Below are 21,141 nucleotides of genomic sequence, written 5' to 3' on the forward strand. Positions count from 1 at the left end.
AAGTGTTGAGGGTGATGACGTCTTCGCGAGCAAGCTCCCTGCCACAGGAGTTGTGGTCCCCGTGTGGCGTGTATCAAGCCTCGATCTCAGGCTCGGTCTGCGGTTTGCGCGGCGGGTTCTCTGGCGGCATGCGGGGCGAGAGTTGCAGGAAGATCGACGCCGCCAGCATCGCCAGCACCCCGACACACAGGAACGTCAGCTGGAACGCGCCGAGCACACTGCTGACTTCCCCGGTCGAGACATCATCGGTGAAGCCACCCAGCAGCGCTGCCGCGCAGGCAACACCAAGGCTCAACGACAGCTGCGCGACCACCGACAGCAAGCTGTTGCCGCTCGCCGCGCTGGCGTCGTCCAGGTCGATCAGGGTCACGGCATTCATCGCCGAGAATTGCAGCGAGTTCACCCCGCCCAGCAACGCCAGATGAATCAGCAACATCCAGTAAGGCGTGTCGGCGCCCACCAGCGACATGCTCGCCAGCAGAATCCCCAACAGCAGCGTGTTGCCCGTTAGCACGATCCGGTAACCCAGACGCTCGATGGCGCGGGTCGCCAGGGGTTTGGCGAACATCGCCGCCAGCGCCAGCGGGATCATGCTCATCCCGGCGTGAGACGGCGAATACCCCAGCGCCACCTGCAGCATCAGCGGCACTAGAAACGGCAGGGCGCCGCTGCCCAGACGAGCGAACAGATTGCCCATGATGCCGACCGCAAAACTGCGGGTCCGGAACAGGGAGGCGGAAAACAGCGGCGCTTCCACATGCCCGGCGCGCAACCAATACGCCGCCAGACAGGCCATGCCGCCGAACAGCAGCATCACCACGCGCAGATGCGGCAGATGCAGTTCGCCCAGGCCTTCCAGCGCGATAGTGATCAGCACCATCGACGCACCAAACAGCGCGAAACCCACCAGATCGAAACGCGTGCGCCCGCCGCCTTGCAGGTCGGGAATGAACTTGCGCACGGCGAAACAGCCGAGAATCCCTACCGGGATATTGATCAGGAAGATCCAGTGCCAGCTCAGGTACTCCACCAGCCAGCCACCGACCGTCGGGCCCATGAGCGGCCCGAGCAGGGCGGGCATGGTGATGAAACTGAGAATGCGCACCAGCTCGGTCCGCGGGTAGGCGCGAAGCACGATCAGCCTGCCGACGGGCATCATCAATGCGCCCCCCAGACCCTGGACCACGCGGGCCGCGACCAGCATGCCAAGGGAATTGGCGGCGGCGCACAGCAGCGAGCCGAAGCTGAACAACAGGATGGCGCTGAAGAAAATGCGCTTGATGCCAAAGCGGTCCGAAATCCAGCCCGAGGCCGGAATCAGGAGGGCGATGGTCAGCATGTAGGCAATGATCACCGACTGCATGCGCAGCGGGTCTTCGGACAGCGAACGGGCCATGGATGGCAACGCGGTGTTGAGGATCGTGCCGTCCAGGCTCTGCATGAAAAAGGCGATGGCGATGACCCAAGGCATCCAGCGCAGGGTTCTGGCGTCCAGTTGCGGCGTCGAGGTCGGCATGTGAAGTCTTGGGTCCTTATGGTTTTTGGAATGCGGTCGCTTCAGCGTCGTATGGGGCAGACACGGTCTCTGTGGGAGGAAGCTTGCTCGCGAAAGGGCCGGTACAGTCGACAAAAATTCAGCGTCCGAGAATCAGCCTTCGCGAGCAAGTTCCCTCCCACAGTATTGGTTCGGCTGCCTGACCGCGCGGCTCAGCCAGACCGCTTCGTTACAACGTCAACGTCAACCTGTTCAGCAACGCCCCCGGCAGCAGGTTCGACGCTGTCTGACGTTGACTGTAGGTGCTCGCCGAGAGGATGAGTTCCCTTTCGGTGGTCAATTGTTCCAGCGCGGCGCCCAGCAAACTGAACACGCTGTCGTCGAAACGCATGGTGCTGACCGGCGCCTTGATCTTGCCGTCCTCGACCCAGAAGGTCGCAAACCGCGTCATGCCGGTGATGCGCCCCGCAGTGCGGTCGGAGAAGTTCAGGTACCACAGATTGCTGATGTACAGGCCGGTGCCCAGCTCGTTGAGCACGTCGTCCAGCGCCAGTGAGCCGCCGTTCATGGCGAGTGCGCTCGGGGATTCGCCCCAGCCAGCGCCGTTGGCTGCGAGGCCGTATTCGGCGGCGCTGCGCGAATCGATCAGGCGATCCTGCGCGGCGCCCTCGACCACCAGTGACAGGTCCGAGCGCGGGTAGCCCTCACCAGAGAACGCTGGCGACAGGGACCCTGTGACCTGCTCGTTCAGGTTCACCAACGGACTCAACGTCGCCTGACCGTCATACAGGTGTTGCAGGGGACTGGTCTTGTCCTCCAGCGATTGCGCGGAGAACCCGCCCCAGCACAGCATGCCGATCACCTCCTCAAGCGCGGCAGGCGCCAGATAAGCGCGGTATTGCCCGGGCGTCAGTTTGTGCGACGGCTGGCCAAGAAAGGTCAGTTGCTCACGGGCCAGGGCGAAGCGTTTGGCGAACGCCTCATCGCTCCATTCGTGCCCGGCGTAATTGGCTTTTACCGCCTGCCCGTTTTCGTGGAACAGGCTGAAGTCGAAGTTGAAGCTGTTCGCCTGATGCCAGCCCAGGGCGCCATTGGAACTGGCGAAGCCGCGATAGATCGGCCCGGCCGCGTAGATGCCGACCAGATCCAGCCCTTCGCCCAGTTGCGCGATCTGCTCGACGACGTGAGCGCTGTCGGGCAGCGGCACATCCTGAACATTACTGCTATGCCAGGCGTCGTCGTTGAGCAACAGATAGGGGTCTTCCGGCAGCAGTGTCAGGGTTTCGCGCAACTGATGCAGCGCTTCGGCCAGGCGCTGACGATCCACGGCTTCATCACCGCAAAGCGTCAGGTTGAGGTCGGCGTGGCGGCGATCTTCGATCAGTTTGAAATACACGCTGGCCTGCTGAACATGACCGGCCTGACGCACCTTGGCGTGGTTGAAGCGAATGAAGTCAGAGGCCTCGGCGTTGTAGCCGAGGGTGAAGCGTTCCTGACGCGTGACAGCGCCGTGCAGCCAGTCGGCCAGAGCCTTGAATTGGGCTTGATGGGACATCAGGCGTCACCTCCGAAAACATCGACGTTTGCGAATACGCAGGCGGGCGAAGCATGGCCCACGCGCACTACCTGATTGGGTTCGCCCTTGCCGCAGTTCGGCGTACCCAGAACCTTGAAGGTGCTGGCGTCGCCGACCGCGCTGAGGTTGCGCCAGAACTGGGCGGAAATCGCCCGATAGTTCGGGTTCTTCACCACGCCTTTGAGTTCGCCGTTCTCGATCAACTGACCCCACTCGCAGCCAAACTGGAATTTGTTGCGTGCGTCGTCGATGGACCAGGAGCGGTTGGTGCTCATCAGGATGCCGTGCTCGATGCCGCCGATCAGTTGCTCCATCGATTTGTCGCCGGGTTCGATGTTGAGGTTGGCCATGCGGTCGATGGGTGCACGATTCCAGCTGCATGCGCGACTGTTGGCCACGCCTTCCATGCCCGAGCGGTACTGCGACAGCGCGCCGCCCAGCGGCCGTTCGAGCACCCCGTTGCGGATCAGGAACTGCTTGCTGGCCTGGGTGCCGTCGTCGTCGAAAGCGTAACTGGCCAGTTGCTCGGGAATATCCGGGTCGAAGGTCACGTTGAGCAGGTTCGAGCCGTATTGCAGGCTGCCGAAGTCGCTGGTCTTGACGAAGCTGGTGCCCGCGTAATTTCGTTCGTCGCCGAGAATGCGGTCCAGTTCCAGCGGGTGACCGATGGATTCGTGGATCTGCAGGATCATCTGGTCTGGCGTCAGCAGCAGGTCTCGCGGGCCGGTGGGCGTGTTGGGCGCCATGATCAGTTGCAGCGCCTGATCGGCGACGTTGGCCGCAGCGCCGATGATACCGCAGGACGTAATGACTTCCGCGCCGCCCTGTTGGCCGAAGTTGTCGCGGCCCAGGCTACGGGTCTGGCTGCCTTGCCCGTCATACGCGGTCACGCTCAGACCCGGGAAGACGAAGCGCTGAGCCTGACGAATCTCGGCGCCGGCGTTGTTCAGGTAGATCTGCTCGACGTTTTCCAGGCCCAGGCTGACTTGCCAGTTGACCAGGCGCTCGTCCTTGGGCACCGAGGCGGATTCGCTGCCGAGCAGTGCGTAGCAGTCGCTCAGGGAGGGGAATGCGCTCGTCAGGTTGGGCGACAGGTAATCGGCGCGGCTGGTGGCCACGGCGTGGTCGCGCAAGTCGAGGAGGGCATGCGGGGCGAGCATCCTGGCCTGGGCTTCGGCCTGTTCAAGAGCGGCCTGCAAACCCCTTTGCGAGAGGTCGTTGGTGGCAGCGTAGGCTTCGACGCCATTGATGCGCACGGTCAGCATCGCGCCTTCATCGGTGCTCAGCTGCGGCGGTTCGGCAACGTTCTTGCGCACCGACAGGTGTTGGCTGATTTGCTTGACGTAACGCAGGGAGAAAAACTGCGCGCTGCTCTGCAGGGCTGCGAACCGCTGCTTGAGTTGAGCGGAGAAGTCGAACATGCAGGAAGGCTCCTTGGCGATTCGGACGGGCAACGGTCCGAATCATAGCGCGCTTGAGCGGTTCGGCGGGGAGTTAAGAAGTTGATGCGCGCCTGTGCCGTCCTCGAATGCGGAGCCCTAATCGCGAATGAGCCTCAGGCGGAATGCATTCGTGAGCAATCCACTCCCACAGGCCGCGCCATGGCCTGTGGAAGTGGCTTAGGCTCACCGCGCCGTTGTGCCCACTTCACGCATGGGCTTGCCGCGCACCGGTGCATCACCTGCCACGAAATACTTGGCAGTGCTACGTGGCAGTGGCGAACGTCCACGGATTCTGTCGGCGATCTTCTCGGCCATCATGATCGTCGGCGCGTTGAGGTTACCGGTGGTGATGATCGGCATGATCGAAGCATCGACCACACGCAGGCTTTGCAGGCCGTGCACGCGTCCTTCGTGGTCGACCACCGCCATTTCGTCGGTGCCCATCTTGCACGAGCACGATGGATGGAACGCTGTCTCGGCGTGTTCGCGCACGAACTGGTCGAGTTGCTCGTCGGTCTGCACGTCGAGCCCGGGGCTGATTTCTCGGCCACGGTACTGGTCCAGTGCAGGCTGCTGCATGATCTCGCGGGTCAGGCGGATGCCGTCGCGAAACTCCTGCCAGTCCTGCTCGGTGGACATGTAGTTGAAGAGGATGCTCGGGTACTCGCGCGGGTTCTTCGACTTCAGCTGTACACGACCACGGCTGGGCGAGCGCATGGAGCCGACGTGCGCCTGGAAGCCATGCTCTTTCACGCCGTTACTGCCGTTGTAGTTAATCGCCACCGGCAGGAAGTGGTACTGAATGTTCGGCCATTCGAACTCCTCGCGGGAGCGAATGAAACCACCGGCTTCGAACTGGTTGCTGGCGCCGATGCCCTTGCCCAGGAACATCCATTCGGCACCGATGGCCGGCTGGTTCCACCAGAGCAGGGAAGGGTAGAGCGAGACCGGCTCCTTGCAGGCGTACTGCAGGTACATCTCAAGGTGGTCCTGAAGGTTTTCGCCAACGCCGGGCAGGTCATGGACCACTGGAATTTCGAGTTTTTTCAACAGCGGGGCAGGGCCCACGCCGGAGCGCTGCAGGATCTGCGGCGAGGCGATCGCGCCGCTGCACAGCAAGACTTCTTTGCGCGCACGGGCTTCGATGCGGGTGTCGCTGTCGCCGACCATGTACGCCACGCCGACAGCGCGCTTGCCGTCGAACAGGATGCGATCGGTCAACGCGTGGGTGACGATGGTCAGGGTCGAGCGCTTCTTGGCTTCATCCAGATAGCCCCGCGCTGTGCTGGCGCGACGGCCATTGGGCGTGACCGTGCGGTCCATCGGGCCGAAGCCTTCCTGTTGATAACCATTGAGGTCTTCGGTCCGCGGATAGCCCGCTTGCACACCCGCCTCGACCATTGCGTGGAACAGCGGGTTGTTACCGGCCTTGGGCGTAGTCACGCTGACCGGGCCTTCGCCGCCGTGGTAATCGTTGGGGCCGATGTCGCGGGTCTCTGCCTTGCGGAAGTACGGCAGGCAATCCAGATAGCTCCAGTCTTCCAGACCGGGCAGCTTTGCCCAGCCGTCATAGTCCATGGCGTTGCCACGGATGTAGCACATGCCGTTGATCAGCGACGAACCGCCCAGGCCCTTGCCGCGACCGCACTCCATCCGGCGGTTGTCCATGTGCGGCTCTGGATCGGTTTCGTAGGCCCAGTTGTAGCGGCGGCCTTGCAGCGGGAAAGCCAGCGCGGCAGGCATTTGCGTGCGGAAGTCGGCGCGGTAATCCGGGCCGCCAGCTTCGAGCAACAGGACAGTGACGCCCGCGTCTTCGGTGAGACGGGCTGCCAGGGTATTACCCGCCGAGCCTGCGCCGATGATGATGTAATCGTATTCGGAGGTGTTCATAAGGGCTCCGTAAAGCGGCAAGCCCCAAGCCTCAAGCTGCCAGAAAAAGCAGCGAAGCCGAGCTTGCGAATGAATGTGTGGAGCGGCAAGCAGGATCTGCTGTTTCTTGAAGCTTGCCGCTTGTAACTAGACGCTGCTCTCAGAACACCGACGCGTAATCGCCCAGCTCGACCTGTACCGATTTGATCCGCGTGTACTGCGCCAGCGAGCTGATGCCGTTCTCACGACCTACGCCCGATTGCTTGTAGCCACCTACCGGCATTTTTGCGTCGGACTCGCCCCAGGCGTTGATCCAGCAGATACCGGCTTCCAGTTGATGGATCACGCGATGGGCGCGGTTGATGTCGCGAGTGACGATACCGGCGGCCAGACCGAACTCGGTGTCGTTGGCACGGCGGATCACTTCATCTTCGGACTCGTAGCTGAGAATGCTCATCACCGGGCCGAAGATTTCTTCTTTGACGATGGTCATCTCGTCGGTGCAGTCGGTGAACACCGTTGGCGCCACGAATGCGCCCTTGGCGAGTTCGCCGTCGGTCAGGCGATCACCGCCGATCAACAGACGCGCGCCTTCTTCCTTGCCCTTGGCGATGTAGCCCAACACGCTTTCCATGTGAGCGAAGCTCACCAGCGGGCCGAAGTTGGTGTTGTCGTCTTCCGGGTTGCCGACGCGAATGCGTTTGATGCGCTCGAGGATCTTGGCCTCGAACGCCGCTTTCAATGCGCTTGGCACGAACACGCGGGTGCCATTGGTGCAGACCTGACCGGAGCTGTAGAAGTTGGCCATCATCGCAATGTCGGCGGCGCGATCCAGATCGGCATCGTCGAAGATGATCAGCGGCGACTTGCCGCCCAGTTCCATGGTCACTTCCTTGAGCGAAGAACTCGAGGCGCTGGCCATGACTTTCTTGCCGGTGTCGGTGCCGCCGGTGAACGAGACTTTCTCGATGCGCGGGTGCTCGGTCAGCCAGGTGCCGACTTCGCGGCCACTGCCGGTCAGCACGTTGAACACGCCATCCGGGAGGCCGGCTTCGGTGTAGATTTCAGCGAGTTTTAGCGTGGTCAGCGAGGTGACTTCGCTTGGCTTGAAAATCATCGCGTTGCCCGCAGCCAGCGCAGGCGCTGATTTCCACAGAGCGATCTGGATCGGGTAGTTCCAGGCGCCAATACCCACGGTCACACCCAGTGGCTCACGGCGGGTGTAAACGAAGGAGGACGTGCGCAGCGGAATCTGCTCGCCTTCGATGGCCGGGACCAGACCTGCGTAGTACTCGAGCACATCGGCACCTGTGACGATGTCGACGTATCTGGTTTCAGAGATCGATTTGCCGGTGTCCAGGGTTTCCAGTGCGGCCAACTCATCGTTGCGCTCACGCAGGATGTCGACGGCACGGCGCAGCACGCGGGAGCGTTCCATGGCGGTCATTGCGGCCCAGATCTTCTGGCCCTTTTCAGCGCTGGCTACAGCACGTTCGACGTCTGCCTGACTGGCCCGCTGAACCTTGGCCAGGACTTCGCCATTGGCCGGGTTGATGGCTTCGAAGGTCGCGTCGCTGCTGGCGTCGACGTAACCACCGTCAATGTAGAGTTTTTGCAATTCGAAACGGGCCATAGAGTCCTCGCGGTAGTCGGTGAATGGCGTTGATCGTGCGCGCTGAGCGCGACCGTGATCGGTGCGGCGGCTGCTTCAGCTCACCGCTTTTGCCAGTTGTAGATCCATGTATTCAAAGGCGATCTGTTGCGCCTGTTCGGTATCGAAGGCGTCGCCGGAAAGCGCGCCGCGCAGCCACAAGCCATCGATCAATGCGGCCAGGCCGCGGGCAGCGGTGCGTGCGTCGTCCAGAGTCAGCACGCGGCGGAACTGGCAGCACAGGTTCGAATACAGGCGGTGATCGTTGATCCGCTGTAACCGGTGCAGTGCCGGCGAATGCATGCTGGTGGCCCAGAAGGCCAGCCAGGTTTTCATCGCCGGGCCGTTGACCTGACTGGCATCGAAGTTGCCCTCGATGATCACTTTCAGGTGCGCCCTTGGGCTGTCGTCGGTCAGTGCCTGACGGCGCTCGGCGACGTTGATGATCAGTGCATTCATCAGGTGGCGCATGGTCGCTGCGATCAGGCCGTTCTTGTCCTGAAAGTAGTGACTGATGATGCCGTTGGAGACTCCCGCCAGTTTGGCGATGAGCGCGATGCTGGCGTCGCCCATTCCGACCTGATCGACCGCAGTGAGGGTGGCCTGGATCAGCTGTTGACGACGAATGGGTTGCATACCGACCTTGGGCATCTTGAGTCTCCTTGGCTCGCCGAGTGATCGTGAATGACTGAAAACGGCCTACAGTCTATTGCTTTTTAATTGAACGTTCAATCAACAAAAAAAGATGGGCGTGCGCAAAGGCTGTAAACGGCAACTTCTGCGAGGCCGGATCCTATGCTGATCGTTCCCCACGCTCTGCGTGGGAATGCCGCCCCTGACGCTCCGCGTCATACCGTTGGACGCGGAGCGTCCCGAGATGCATTCCCACGCGGAGCGTGGAAACTATCAGATCAGATCTGCTACAGGTATTGCGTTAAGCGTGTGTCGCGATCAACCGTGATTCTTGCCGAGCAACGCGTGGTACAGCTCGCTGTCACCCAGGATACCGACCAGTTTGTTGTTCTCTTGCAGCACCAGCTTGTTGCCGGTGTGATAGCGGATCTGCAGTGCTTCACGCATGCCGATATCCGAATGCACGACGGTTGGACGGCGACCGAGGTTTTCGACCGACTGGCCAGGCTCCCAGCTTTGCATATCAACCGCGGCGCCGTGCTGGCGCAGGCCTGTGATCTGGTTACCGTCAGCCAGGTCGATCCACGAATCGTCGCCCGGATCCAGGCACACCTGGGAGCCGTTGATGCGCGTGCAGTCGGTGATCGGGCGCATCAGGCTGCGGCCGCAGAGCACGTTCAGCGGGTTGGTGTGGGCGACGAAGGTACGCACGTATTCGTCCGCAGGGTTCAAGACGATCTCTTCCGGCACGCTGTACTGAATGATCCGGCCGTCTTTCATGATCGCGATCCGGGTGCCCAGCTTGAGGGCTTCGTCCAGGTCGTGGCTCACGAAGACGATGGTCTTGCTCAGTTTCTTCTGCAACGCCAGCAACTCATCCTGCAGGCCCTGACGGATCAGCGGGTCAAGTGCGGAAAAAGGTTCGTCCATCAGCAGAATGTCGGCGTCCATCGCCAGTGCGCGGGCCAGGCCAACACGTTGCTGCATACCGCCGGAGAGTTCGTCGGGCTTCTTGTTGCGCCACTGGGTCAGGCCCACCAGCTCGAGTTTCTCGTCGACCAGTTGGCGACGTTCCTTTTCAGGACGACCCTGCATTTCCAGGCCGAAGCTGATGTTCTCGCGAACGGTCAGCCAGGGCATCAATGCGAACTTCTGGAACACCATGGCGATGCGCTTGGTGCGCATCATCTTCAGCTCTGCTGGTGTGCAGTTGGCGATGTTGATCTGCTTGCCTTCGTGCTCGACGAACAACGAGCCACGGCTCACGGTGTTCAGGCCATTGATGCAGCGCAGCAGGCTGGACTTGCCCGAACCGGACAAGCCCATCAGTACGCAGATTTCACCTTTGTTGATTTCCAGGCTGGCTTTTTCAACGCCAACGATCTGGCCGGTTTTCTTGAGGATTTCTGGCCGCGCGAGGCCCTGATCCAGCAGCTTGAGAGCCTCACGCGGGTCTTTGGAGAAGACGACGTCTACCTGGTCGAATTTGATGATGCTCATGCGTCGGCCCTCACTTTAGCGTCGGGTTGTTTGCAGATACGGTCGAGCATGATCGCCAGCAATACGATCGCCAGGCCTGCTTCGAAGCCCAGTGCGATATCAGCAGTGTTCAGTGCATTGACCACAGGTTTGCCCAGGCCGTCGGCGCCAACCAGCGCTGCAATCACCACCATCGACAGCGACAGCATGATGCACTGGGTGATACCGGCCGCGATGCTTGGCATGGCGTGGGGCAGTTCGATTCGGGACAGCAGTTGACGACGGGAACAGCCGAAGGCCTTGCCGGCGTCGAGCAGTTCTTGCGGGACATCGCAGATGCCCAGATAGGTCAGTCGGATGGGTGCGGCAATCGCGAACACCACCGTCGAAATCAGACCCGGCACCACGCCCAGCCCGAAGAGGGTCAGGGTCGGAATCAGGTAAACGAAAGTAGGCACGGTCTGCATCAGGTCGAGGACGGGACGCATGCAGGTGTAAAACATCGGCTTGTGCGCGGCAACGATGCCCAGCGGCACGCCGATGACGACACACACCAGGGTGGCGAACAGCACCTGGGCCAGCGTCTCCATGGTTTCCTGCCAGTAACCCAGGTTCAGGATCAGCAGAAAGGAGATCACGACGAAAGCGGTCAGGCCCCATTTGCGCTGAATGTAATGAGCCAGCAGAGCAATCAGGCCGATCAGGACAAAAGGATTGAACCAGGTCAGACCGCCGGTCAGTCCGTGGATCATGGCTTCCAGTGACGAGGCGATGGCGTCGAAGGTGCTGGCGCCGTGTTGGGTCAGCCAGTCCACAAAGCCTGCAATGTACTGGCCTAGGGGGATTTTATGATCAGTCAGCATGATATCGATTGTCCGCGTGCGGGATGAAAAGAGGACAACAGGCGGGCGAACCCGCCTGCGTGTCGAGTTACTTCGTCAGCTCGGCTTTTGCGGCTTCCAGGCCAGGTTTACCGTCCACTGTGGTGACACCCGCCAGCCAGGTGTCGAGTACTTGAGGGTTCTTCTTCAGCCATGCCTTGGCTGCTGCTTCAGGCTTCATCTTGTCGTCCAGGATGTTGCCCATCAGTTCGCTTTCCATGTCGACCGTGAACTGCAGGTTTTTCAGCAGTTGACCGACGTTGCTGCATTCGGAGACGTAGCCCTTGCGGGTGTTGGTCGCAACGGTCGCAGCGCCGAAATCGGGGCCGAAGAAGTCGTCGCCGCCGGTCAGGTACTGGATCTTGAAGCGCTTGTTCATTGGATGCGGTGCCCAGCCGAGAAACACCACGGCGGTGTCACGCTTGGAGGCGCGGTCGACCTGGGAGAGCATGCCTGCCTCGCTTGACTCGACCATCTTGAACCCCGCCGTTTTCAGGCCGAAGGCGTCTTTGTCGATCATGCTCTGGATCAGGCGGTTGCCGTCGTTGCCCGGCTCGATGCCGTAGATCTTGCCGTCGAGTTCTTTCTTGAATTTGGCGATGTCGGCGAAATCGTGCAGGCCTTTGTCGTACAGCGCTTGCGGTACGGCCAGGGTGTATTTGGCGCCAGTGAGGTTGGTGCGCACCACGTCAACGGTGCCGGCGTCGCGGTAGGCCTTGATGTCGTTTTCCATGGTCGGCATCCAGTTGCCGAGGAACACGTCCATGTTCTTGCCATCGGCCAGCGACTTGTAAGTCACCGGTACGGAAATCATAGTGGTTTTGGTCTTGTAGCCCAGCGACTGGAGGACAACGCTGGTGGTGGCGGTCGTTGCAGTGATATCGGTCCAGCCTACATCGGAAAAATTGACCGTCTGACAGGCCGCAGGCTCTGCAGCCTGGGCCAGCATGGGCAGACTCAGCACAACGCCCAGCAACAGCTTTTGTGAACCTTTCATGGTTGGACTCCTTAGGTGTTTTCTTCTCGTCATCAGGCAAAGCTGACGCGTTTTTTGGTGTCGGCGAGTCAAGTGGGAAAACAGCTCTATCACTGCGTCTGGCGATTGAGTCGACATTGATCATGTAACAGGGAAAAACAAACGCCTACAGGGGGCGTCGTAACCAGTACAGAGGGGGTCGTATCCAGTGTCAGTAACGTCGCTTCCAGATTTTTTCCCCGCTCGCCGAGAGGTTTTCGAGTGCAAGTGCGGCAAAAAGTGTCGAAAACAGTGGCGTTTGTTCTTTTGGGGGAGGCTCCTGCGCGCTGGGGAGTAGCCGCGACGTTTGTGGACAAGAGTGGGTCGGTGTGAGACGCCGCCCTCCGAGATAAAAGGCTGATGATGCCGCCATCTCGACGGATTGCAGCTTTGAGCGTAGCAGTTTCGTCGCCGGCCGCTCGGCGCGCCGGAAGCCCTGTTTTCGGAGGTTTGCGGTCAATGGCTATCAGTGTGTTCGACTTGTTCAAGATCGGTATCGGCCCTTCCAGTTCGCACACCGTGGGACCGATGCGAGCAGCCGCATTATTCGTTCAGGGCATGCGTGAGCGCGACCAGTTGGGCCAGGTAAACCGTATCGAAGTGCGTCTATATGGCTCGTTGTCGGCGACCGGTGTCGGCCACGGCAGTGACAACGCCGTGATCATGGGCCTGATGGGCGAGTGGCCGGATGCAATCGACCCCACGCAGATCGGTCGTCACATTGCCGAACTGCGTGAAACCGACACGCTTCGACTCAACGGTGATCGTCCGATCTCCTTCGTCTGGCAACGGGACATGTTGCTGATCGAAGAAAACCTGCCGTTTCATCCCAATGCCATGACCCTGATCGCTTTCGATGCCGACGGCGAGCTGCACCGCGATACTTACTATTCGGTGGGGGGTGGTTTTGTCGTGGATGAGGCGCAGGCGTCCAGTGGCGTCCTGGACATGGACAACACCGTTTTGCCCTACGACTTTTCCAGTGCCGACGAGCTGTTGATGCTGTGCCAAAAGCACGGCCTGCGCGTTTCTGAGCTGATGATGGCCAACGAAAAGGTCTGGCGCAGCGAAGAGGAGATTCGCTCCGGCCTGATGCGCCTCTGGCGCGCCATGCAGGACTGCGTGGAGCATGGCCTCAAACATGAAGGTATTTTGCCGGGCGGTTTGAATGTGCGCCGGCGTGCAGCGCGCTTGCACCGTAGCCTTCAGGAGCTCAACAAACCGAACGTGATTGGTTCGACGTTGAGCGCGATGGAGTGGGTCAACCTGTTCGCTCTGGCGGTCAACGAAGAGAACGCCGCGGGTGGGCGCATGGTCACGGCACCCACCAACGGCGCGGCGGGGATCATTCCGGCGGTGCTGCATTATTTCGTCAAATTCAGCGACGAAGTCAGCGAAGCGAATGTGGTGGATTATTTCCTGGGTGCGGCATCGATCGGCATTCTCTGTAAAAAGAACGCCTCGATCTCTGGCGCTGAAGTCGGCTGCCAGGGGGAAGTCGGTTCCGCGTGCGCCATGGCGGCGGCAGGGCTGGCGGACATTCTGGGCGCAACCCCCGAGCAATTGTGCAACGCAGCAGAGATCGGTCTTGAACACAATCTGGGCCTGACCTGCGATCCCGTCGGCGGTCTGGTTCAAGTGCCGTGCATCGAGCGCAATGCGATTGCTGCGGTGAAAGCTATCAACGCCGCACAGATGGCCCTGCGTGGCGACGGCACTCACTTCATCTCGCTGGATCGAGTGATACGCACCATGCGCGACACCGGCGCCGACATGCATGACAAATATAAAGAGACATCCCGCGGTGGCTTGGCGGTCAGCGCGGTTGAGTGTTAATTAGCGGGCGCTCAAGCCCCTATGGTCCCGCCGGGGGACCTGTGGGAGACGCCGGAGGTCACGACGGCAGCGATCACGGTTTTGCAGGCCCCCGGTCTTCACCTGACTGACCGCTTTCGCTGCCGTCGCGACCTCCGGCGTCTCCCACGGTTTGCGAGTTGTTCGCATTGGCTTGATGCCTCTGCTCGCTTTTGAATCACGCCTCAAACCTGCCGCTGCCTTTTGGCGCGCGAACCGTGTGGGCGTGGCGCAAAGCCATGCCACAAAGGCGTTACCGGACCCACCGCCCGTCACCCGTGCATGGGGTGACATCCCGTATGCCATAAATCTCGGCGATGCACACAAGTGCTACCGAATTGCTCACGCCCTCCGCCATTCCCGTGGCCCAGCGATCGATAGGTCGCTATCGGAACACCCATGTCGCTACCGAATAGACGCATCGCGACGTCGCAAACAAGAGTTATTGAATGCGCATTCAACTTTAGGCATGGCATTTGCGTTGCAATAGCAAAGCCCTCCACTGATGAGGGCCAAACAACAAGAGCCTCTAACTGGGGCCATCAACCGCTTTTCGTGTGAGGAGATACCGTGATGACTACGTTCAACTCCGGGGCCCAACCCCAGAACCGTGCGCCTCAATCCATCGGCTTTCTGCTGCTGGACAATTTCACACTGATCTCTCTCGCATCTGCGGTTGAGCCACTGCGCATGGCGAACCAGTTGTCCGGTCGTGAGCTGTATCGCTGGACCACCCTGAGCGTCGACGGCGGCCAGGTCTGGGCCAGTGACGGTCTGCAGATCACCCCCGATGCGGCCATGCACAAGGCGCCGGTGCTGGACACCGTGATCGTCTGCGGCGGTGTCGGCATTCAGCGCACCGTTACCCGCGAACACGTGAGCTGGCTGCAGAGCCAGGCGCGTCAGTCCCGTCGCCTCGGCGCGGTCTGCACTGGCAGTTGGGCATTGGCCTGCGCCGGTCTGCTCGATGGCTTCGATTGCAGCGTGCACTGGGAATGTCTGGCCGCAATGCAGGAAGCCTTTCCGCGCGTGGCCATGAGCACACGCCTGTTCACCCTCGACCGTAACCGTTTCACCAGCTCCGGCGGCACGGCGCCGCTGGACATGATGCTACACCTGATCAGCCGTGATCACGGGCGTGAACTGTCCGCCGCGATCTCGGAAATGTTCGTCTATGAGCGCATTCGCAACGAGCAGGACCACCAGCGCGTGCCGCTCAAGCACATGCTTGGCACCAATCAGCCGAAACTGCAGGAAATCGTCGCGCTGATGGAGGCCAACCTCGAGGAGCCGATCGACCTCGACGAACTGGCGGTCTACGTTTCGGTATCCCGTCGACAACTGGAAAGGCTGTTCCAGAAATACCTGCACTGCTCGCCGTCGCGTTATTACCTCAAGCTGCGCCTGATCCGCGCGCGTCAGCTATTGAAGCAAACGCCGATGTCGATCATCGAAGTGGCCTCGGTCTGTGGCTTCGTCTCCACCCCGCACTTCTCCAAGTGCTACCGCGAATACTTCGGCATTCCGCCACGTGACGAACGCGTAGGTTCCAACACTGCACAGCAAGTGGCAATGATGCCGATTCCTCAGGCGATGGTCCTGGCACCACTCTCCGGCCCGCTCTCGGCCTTGAGCCAGGCGCGCAACGAGTCGACGTTTGCGAGTGTGAGGTTGTAAAAGGGATGCCCGGCGTCGCTGCCGAGCTTCGCCATTCCTGTAGCAGTCCGGCTTGCTGGCGGTAGCGATTTCAAAAACGCTACCGCCGGCAACCAGGACTGCTACAGGGGGAATGCGTAAGGCGTCAGGCCTGTGCGCGGCCTTGTTTGTAAGTCGCCAACGCCGGTAGCAACTGTTGATCGATCGCCTGACGCACCGCAGGCAGGATGGTTGCGCTGCCGCTGAGCATTCTCTCTACCAACTGACGCAGGGCACGGGCGCGGTCGTCGTTCAGGCCGCATACCACTTGGGCGCACGCCTGTTCGGCGGTGGCACCAGAGGGCATTTCAAAGCCGATCGATCTGAGTTGGCCGAGAAGATCGTCCTGGTCGATAAGGTCTGCATGCATCATGACGCTCGCTCCTATTATTGGGGTTGAGCCGATTCTGGTAGCGCGCCGCACGCTCGGCAATACCTGTCGTCGGCAATGTCTGGCATGCGCAACAGCGTGTCGGTTTTGGCTATGTAACCGTTTAGTTAGTTCGGCATAATGGCCTCATTCAACATTGCGTTGACCACGGTTTGGTCACCCTCTAGTCAGCGCAAGTCCCTCAACCCCGGTTTTGTAACGGCTTAACCGGGGCTTTTTTTGCCTGTCGTTCGAGCATCCGGGCGAGCGGTGGCACGAGCGGTCTGCGCAAGGTCGGCTGTTTTGCTAAACTCCGCAGCCTTCCAGGAGCCGCCATGAACTACCGTCACGCCTACCACGCCGGCAACCACGCCGACGTCTTCAAACACATCGTCCTGACTCGCTTGATCGCGCTGATGTCGCGCAAGGAGCAGCCGCTCGCCTACCTCGACACCCACGCGGGCCTCGGTCTGTACGACCTGCAGGGCGATCAGGCCACGCGCACCGGCGAGTGGATCGAAGGCATCGGCCGTCTGTGGGATGCCGACGACGTGCCTCCAATGGCGGCGGGCTACATGGACGTGATTCGCCACATGAACCGCAAGACCGGCGAGTTGCGTTACTACCCGGGGTCCCCGGAGCTCGCCCGTCGCCTGACTCGTGAACAGGACCGCGTGCTGCTCAACGAGAAACACCCCGAAGACGGCGCCCTGCTTAAAGACAACATGAAATACGACCGCCGCGTCGCCGTGCATCTGGGCGAGGGCTGGCACGTGCCGCGCGCGCTGCTGCCGGTGCAGGAAAAACGCGCCGTCATGCTGATCGACCCGCCATTCGAGCAACTGGACGAGATGAAGCGCTGCTCGGTGGCGCTTAAAGAGGCCGTCAGCCGCATGCGCCAGACCGTCGCCGCCATCTGGTATCCGGTAAAGGATCAGCGCGCGCTCAAGCGTTTCTATCAGGAACTGGCCGAAACCGGCGCGCCGAAGTTGCTGCGCGTGGAATTGTTGGTGCATCCACTGGACACGCCGCACAGCCTCAATGGCTCAGGCATGGCGATTGCCAACCCGCCTTGGGGGCTTGAGGAAGAGTTGCGCGAGTTGCTGCCGTGGTTGGCGCAGAAGCTGGGGCAAACCCAGGGTGACTGGAAGATGGATTGGTTGATTGCCGAATCCTGATTGATCGCTGCATAACCTGTAGCAGCACGGCTTGCCTGCGTTGGTGTGTTTGAAATCGCCACCGCTGGCAAGCCGGCGGGCTACAGGAGGGAATGAAATCCCGATTGTGTTGATGAACACGATCTTTGTGGGAGGGAGCTTGCTCGCGAAGAGGCCAGGTCAGACGTATCAATGTCGACTAACCCACCGTTTTCGCGAGCAAGCTCCCTCCCACGTTTGATTTCTGTTCGGCGTTGAACCCCCCAAGCTGCTTTGATCAAGCCTGATTCAAACTCGGCGGCATGCAAACGCCCGTTCCGGCAATCCCGCAGTAGCCCTGTGGATTCTTCGCCAGGTACTGCTGGTGATACGCCTCGGCGAAGTACACGGTTGGCGCCTGGTCGATTTCGGTGGTGATGTCGCCCAGGCCTGCCTTGGTCAGTTCAGCCTGGAACACCTTGGCGCTGGCGTTGGCGGCATCCAGTTGCTCGGGCGTGGTCGCGTAAATCACCGAGCGGTACTGGGTGCCAATATCGTTGCCCTGACGCATGCCTTGGGTCGGGTTGTGCAATTCCCAGAACATCGCCAGCAGTTCTTCGTAGCTGACTTTCGCCGGCTCGTATACCACCAGCACCACTTCACTATGCCCGGTCAGCCCGGAGCACACTTCTTCGTAGGTGGGGTTTGGCGTAAAGCCGCCCGCATAGCCGACGACTGTGCTGACAACGCCATCACGTTGCCAGAAACGACGTTCGGCGCCCCAGAAGCAACCCAGGCCGAAAATGGCGAATTCCACGTCTTCAAAGAACGGGCCCAGCAGCGGATTGCCGTTGACGAAGTGAGCCTCTGGCAGGGCCATCGGTGTTTCACGGCCTGGCAGAGCCTGCTGGGCGGTAGGGAGTTCGTTTTTGTTCACAAGAATTTCCGAGCGCAAGACCATGAGGCAGTTCCTCTCTGGGTGACAGGACAACCGACAGGGTTTGTCAGTAATGGGCGTATATGGGGTCAGAATCGGCTGATGCAAATGAAAGGCGACAAGTGTGCCGTACAACATCCAGGCGGGGAAGGGGGGGTAACAGGAGGGTTTACGCTTGGGGCCCGCGTGGGTAGCGACGCAGTTTGCTGATCAGATCTTCGCCAGGAATCGGCTTGTCGAACAGATAGCCCTGGCCGACGTCGCAGCGATGGCGACGCAGGAACGCCAGTTGCTCGGCAGTTTCGATGCCTTCGGCGACCACTGTCAGCTTGAGGTTATGAGCCATGGCGATCACCGCCGAGGTGATTTCCATATCGTCCTGATCATCCGGAATATCACGGATGAAACTGCGGTCGATCTTGATCACGTCGATGGGGAATTTTTTCAGGTAGCTGAACGACGAGTAACCGGTCCCGAAGTCGTCCATGGCAAGGGTCAGGCCAAGGGTTTTCAGTGATTCGAGTTGCAGACGTGTGTCTTCAGTGGCTTCCAGCAGCAGGCCTTCAGTCAGTTCCAGTTCAAGAAGCGACGGATCGAGCTGTTCTTCGCGCAGGATATTCGCCAGCGAACTGACCAGATCAGGATCGGAGAACTGCTTGGGCGAAACGTTGATCGCCACGTGCAGCTTGCCGTAACCAGCGGCGGTCAGTTGCTTGCTCATGCGACAGGACTGACGCGCGACCCACTTGCCGATCGGGATGATCAGGCCGGTTTCCTCGGCGACGCTGATGAACTGGTCCGGACGGATCATGCCTTTTTCCGGATGATTCCAGCGCAGCAGGGCCTCCATACCCAGCAACCGACCCGTGCGCAGGCACAGCTTGGGCTGGTAGAAGACTTCCAGTTCGTTTTGCGTCAAGGCGCGACGCAGGTTGTTCTCGACGAACAGCTTGTAGCTGGCTTCGGCGTTGAGCGCTTCGGTGAACACCTGCACCTGATGCTTGCCGTTGGCCTTGGCCTTGTGCAGCGCCAGGCCTGCGTTCTTCATCAGGGTTTGCGGATCGCGGCCGTGGATTGGTGCGCAAGCCAGGCCCACGGAGCCGGTGACGCTGATCAACTGGTTGTCGACGAACATCGGCTTGTCCAGCGTGGTCAGCACCTGGCTGGCGATGCGCTGGCCGTCTTCAGGCCCGGTGTCGTCCAGCAGCACCGCAAACTCGTTACTGGCGAAGCGCGCCAGAATCCCGGTCGGGCTCAGGCTGTTGCGCAGGCGGCGGGCGAGGCTGATCAACAGCTTGTCGCCAGTCTGGTGGCCGAGGCTGTCGTTGATGCGCTTGAAGTTGTCGATGTCCACCAACAGCAGGCTGATCGGCGTCTCAATGTCCCGTGCGAAATGCTCGTCGAGGGTCCGGATGAACGCCGGGCGGTTGCCCAGATTGGTCAGATTGTCGGTGTACGCCAGGCGCTCGATCCGCTGCTGGGAGAGCTTGGCCTGGGTGATGTCTTCGTAGATGCCGATGTAATGGGTCAGCTCGCGGTTGTCGCCGTACACCTTGGAGATCGACAGCTGGCCCCAATAGGGTTCGAGGTTCTTGCGGCGGCTCTTGAATTCGCCCTGCCAACTGTTGCCACTGACCAGGCTTGAATTGGCGTCGAGCAGCAGCGAGTTGAGATTTTCCAGTGCAGGGAGTTCCGAAAGGCGATGACCGTGGACCTCATCGGCGGTGTACTGGGTGATCTCGGTGAAACTTGGATTGACGTATTCGACCACACCGTTGCAGTTGACCAGCAGAAACGCGTTGGCGCTCTGCTCCACGGCTCGCTGGAAAAGGTGCAGGGCGTTGGTGGCGGTACGGCGGTTGTGGTTGTTGATCGCCTGCGCGAACTGATCGGCCAGTTCGCCAGCGAAAGCAATCTCGTCAGACTGCCAGTCGCGCGGCGTGCCGGTCTGCTCAAGACACAGCACGCCGACGACCTGGCCGTCGATGCGCACACTGGCGTCGAGGATGGCGTTAATGTCCCGCGGGCCGAGGCTTTCGGCAATCTCACGGGTGCGCGGATCAAGCTGCACGTCGTTGGCGTCGATGGCGCGACTGGTGTGCAACGCTTCCAGGTAGCTGGGGTAGCGGCTGATGTCGATCGGTGCGGGTTTCAGGTACTGGTCGACGTCTCGGCGATACTCGGCAATCGGCTCGAGGGTCTTGCCGTTGAGGTTCCAGATTGCAGCGCGGTCGATGTCGTAGATCTCGCAGGCGCTTTTGGTGATCAGCTCTGCGGCTTCCTGCAGCGAGTTGCTGGAACTGTAGCGATGACGCGCCAGGCGCAAAATCAGGCTTTGCTGCGCACGTACCCGTTCCAGGTGCTGTAACTGCTCGTGCTGGGCGCGCTGGTTCAGTTCCAGGGCGATCTGCAAGCGGGAGTTTTGTACTTCCAGATCGGGACTTAGAACCATCTCACTGGCATCGAACACGTCGTCGACCACCATCAGGTAGCCACGCAGGAGTTCGCGATTGTGCTGTCGATACCCTTCACCAATCTCAAGCAGACCCAGTGGCCCGCGAGTGGTGTGCAGGGTGTAGCGGATGACGTAGTGGGAGTTGGTCGCGAGCTGCATCTGCACGGCATCGTGCAATTGATAGCGGGCCTCTGGTTCCATCAGGCTGGCATAGGGCGCGCCAATCAGGGCGCACAGCTCCATGGCCGGCATGTCGAACTGCTTTTCGCAGTTTGGGTCCAGGTACAGCATGGCCCAGCTGGGTTCATTCAGCCGCTCGAAACGCAGCATGCCGAGCCGCGAGGGCACCGGCAATTGCGTCACGACCTCGGCTGCCGATCGGGCGGCAGCATCAGGTTGGCTTTTCATGAAGGAACTCGCTTTAAGAGTACGGTCGCGCGCGGGCAAGGAGCCCATCGTTAAATCGCGTGACGCAAGGTTGCATCATGGCGAACGGGCTGACAAGTGAGCGCGATGGCTTAGTGCTATAAATCTGTCGGCAAATCCGGGATTAACTAGAGGTTGTTGGTCGGATTTGTCGGAAAAGAGCGGTAAGTGGTTGATGTTGGTGCATCGGGAACGTTTCGCTCCGACACATCAGCGTATCGGCAGTG

The 21,141-nt window shown here is 60.6% G+C and carries 15 protein-coding genes; 3 read left to right on the plus strand and 12 right to left on the minus strand.

What is annotated here, in order from left to right:
• Nucleotides 1–73 precede the first annotated feature (73 nt).
• From mdtD to BWR59_RS01090, 9 genes are all read right to left on the minus strand, one after another.
• On the minus strand, nucleotides 74–1,516 hold the full coding sequence (mdtD, locus tag BWR59_RS01050; protein WP_081563795.1) for a multidrug transporter subunit MdtD: 1,443 nt from the start codon (nucleotides 1,514–1,516) through the stop codon (nucleotides 74–76).
• Nucleotides 1,517–1,724: 208 nt separating this feature from the next.
• Nucleotides 1,725–3,050, minus strand: coding sequence for a metallopeptidase TldD-related protein (locus tag BWR59_RS01055; protein ID WP_081563796.1), 1,326 nt, complete (start codon nucleotides 3,048–3,050; stop codon nucleotides 1,725–1,727).
• Nucleotides 3,050–4,492, minus strand: a complete 1,443-nt coding sequence (locus BWR59_RS01060; protein ID WP_081563797.1) for a TldD/PmbA family protein — start codon at nucleotides 4,490–4,492, stop codon at nucleotides 3,050–3,052. Before BWR59_RS01060 ends, BWR59_RS01055 begins: the two co-directional genes overlap by 1 nt.
• Before the next feature lie 204 nt (nucleotides 4,493–4,696).
• Nucleotides 4,697–6,403 (minus strand): choline dehydrogenase, encoded by a 1,707-nt coding sequence (gene betA, locus BWR59_RS01065; protein WP_081563798.1) that lies wholly within the window; start codon nucleotides 6,401–6,403, stop codon nucleotides 4,697–4,699.
• 139 nt (nucleotides 6,404–6,542) lie between these two features.
• Complete coding sequence (gene betB, locus BWR59_RS01070) at nucleotides 6,543–8,015, minus strand: betaine-aldehyde dehydrogenase (protein WP_081563799.1); 1,473 nt, start codon at nucleotides 8,013–8,015, stop codon at nucleotides 6,543–6,545.
• Between the two features lie 75 nt (nucleotides 8,016–8,090).
• The gene (gene betI, locus BWR59_RS01075) at nucleotides 8,091–8,684 is read right to left on the minus strand and encodes a transcriptional regulator BetI (protein WP_081563800.1); all 594 of its coding nucleotides are present in this window, start codon (nucleotides 8,682–8,684) and stop codon (nucleotides 8,091–8,093) included.
• A gap of 300 nt (nucleotides 8,685–8,984) precedes the next feature.
• A complete protein-coding gene (gene choV, locus BWR59_RS01080) occupies nucleotides 8,985–10,166 on the minus strand; it encodes a choline ABC transporter ATP-binding protein (protein WP_081563801.1) in 1,182 nt (393 codons plus the stop codon).
• Nucleotides 10,163–11,011, minus strand: a complete 849-nt coding sequence (gene choW, locus BWR59_RS01085) for a choline ABC transporter permease subunit (RefSeq protein ID WP_178111204.1) — start codon at nucleotides 11,009–11,011, stop codon at nucleotides 10,163–10,165. The genes choV and choW overlap by 4 nt, the downstream gene beginning before the upstream one ends.
• A 64-nt stretch (nucleotides 11,012–11,075) precedes the next feature.
• Nucleotides 11,076–12,023 carry a choline ABC transporter substrate-binding protein gene (locus BWR59_RS01090; protein ID WP_081563803.1) on the minus strand — a complete coding sequence of 316 codons (948 nt, stop codon included), beginning with the start codon at nucleotides 12,021–12,023 and terminating at the stop codon, nucleotides 11,076–11,078.
• A gap of 477 nt (nucleotides 12,024–12,500) precedes the next feature.
• Here BWR59_RS01090 and BWR59_RS01095 point away from each other — a divergent pair, with 477 nt between their 5' ends.
• Nucleotides 12,501–13,877 (plus strand): L-serine ammonia-lyase, encoded by a 1,377-nt coding sequence (locus tag BWR59_RS01095; protein ID WP_081563804.1) that lies wholly within the window; start codon nucleotides 12,501–12,503, stop codon nucleotides 13,875–13,877.
• A gap of 591 nt (nucleotides 13,878–14,468) precedes the next feature.
• Nucleotides 14,469–15,572 carry a GlxA family transcriptional regulator gene (locus tag BWR59_RS01100; protein ID WP_081563805.1) on the plus strand — a complete coding sequence of 368 codons (1,104 nt, stop codon included), beginning with the start codon at nucleotides 14,469–14,471 and terminating at the stop codon, nucleotides 15,570–15,572.
• A gap of 124 nt (nucleotides 15,573–15,696) precedes the next feature.
• Here the strand turns inward: BWR59_RS01100 and BWR59_RS01105 are convergent, their stop codons facing one another.
• Entirely contained in the window at nucleotides 15,697–15,963 is a 267-nt protein-coding gene (locus BWR59_RS01105) for a hypothetical protein (RefSeq protein ID WP_081563806.1), read from the minus strand.
• A 332-nt stretch (nucleotides 15,964–16,295) separates the two neighbouring features.
• On the opposite strand from BWR59_RS01105, the gene rlmJ reads away from it, so the two are divergent.
• Nucleotides 16,296–17,138 (plus strand): 23S rRNA (adenine(2030)-N(6))-methyltransferase RlmJ, encoded by an 843-nt coding sequence (rlmJ, locus tag BWR59_RS01110; protein WP_081563807.1) that lies wholly within the window; start codon nucleotides 16,296–16,298, stop codon nucleotides 17,136–17,138.
• Nucleotides 17,139–17,394: 256 nt separating this feature from the next.
• On the opposite strand, the gene msrA is transcribed toward rlmJ, so the two are convergent.
• Complete coding sequence (gene msrA / locus BWR59_RS01115) at nucleotides 17,395–18,057, minus strand: peptide-methionine (S)-S-oxide reductase MsrA (protein WP_081563808.1); 663 nt, start codon at nucleotides 18,055–18,057, stop codon at nucleotides 17,395–17,397.
• Between the two features lie 145 nt (nucleotides 18,058–18,202).
• Nucleotides 18,203–20,896 carry an EAL domain-containing protein gene (locus tag BWR59_RS01120; RefSeq protein WP_081563809.1) on the minus strand — a complete coding sequence of 898 codons (2,694 nt, stop codon included), beginning with the start codon at nucleotides 20,894–20,896 and terminating at the stop codon, nucleotides 18,203–18,205.
• Between the last annotated feature and the right edge of the window lie 245 nt (nucleotides 20,897–21,141).

This window comes from Pseudomonas sp. Bc-h, from assembly GCF_002080045.1.
In the GTDB taxonomy this organism is placed as follows: Bacteria; Pseudomonadota; Gammaproteobacteria; order Pseudomonadales; family Pseudomonadaceae; genus Aquipseudomonas.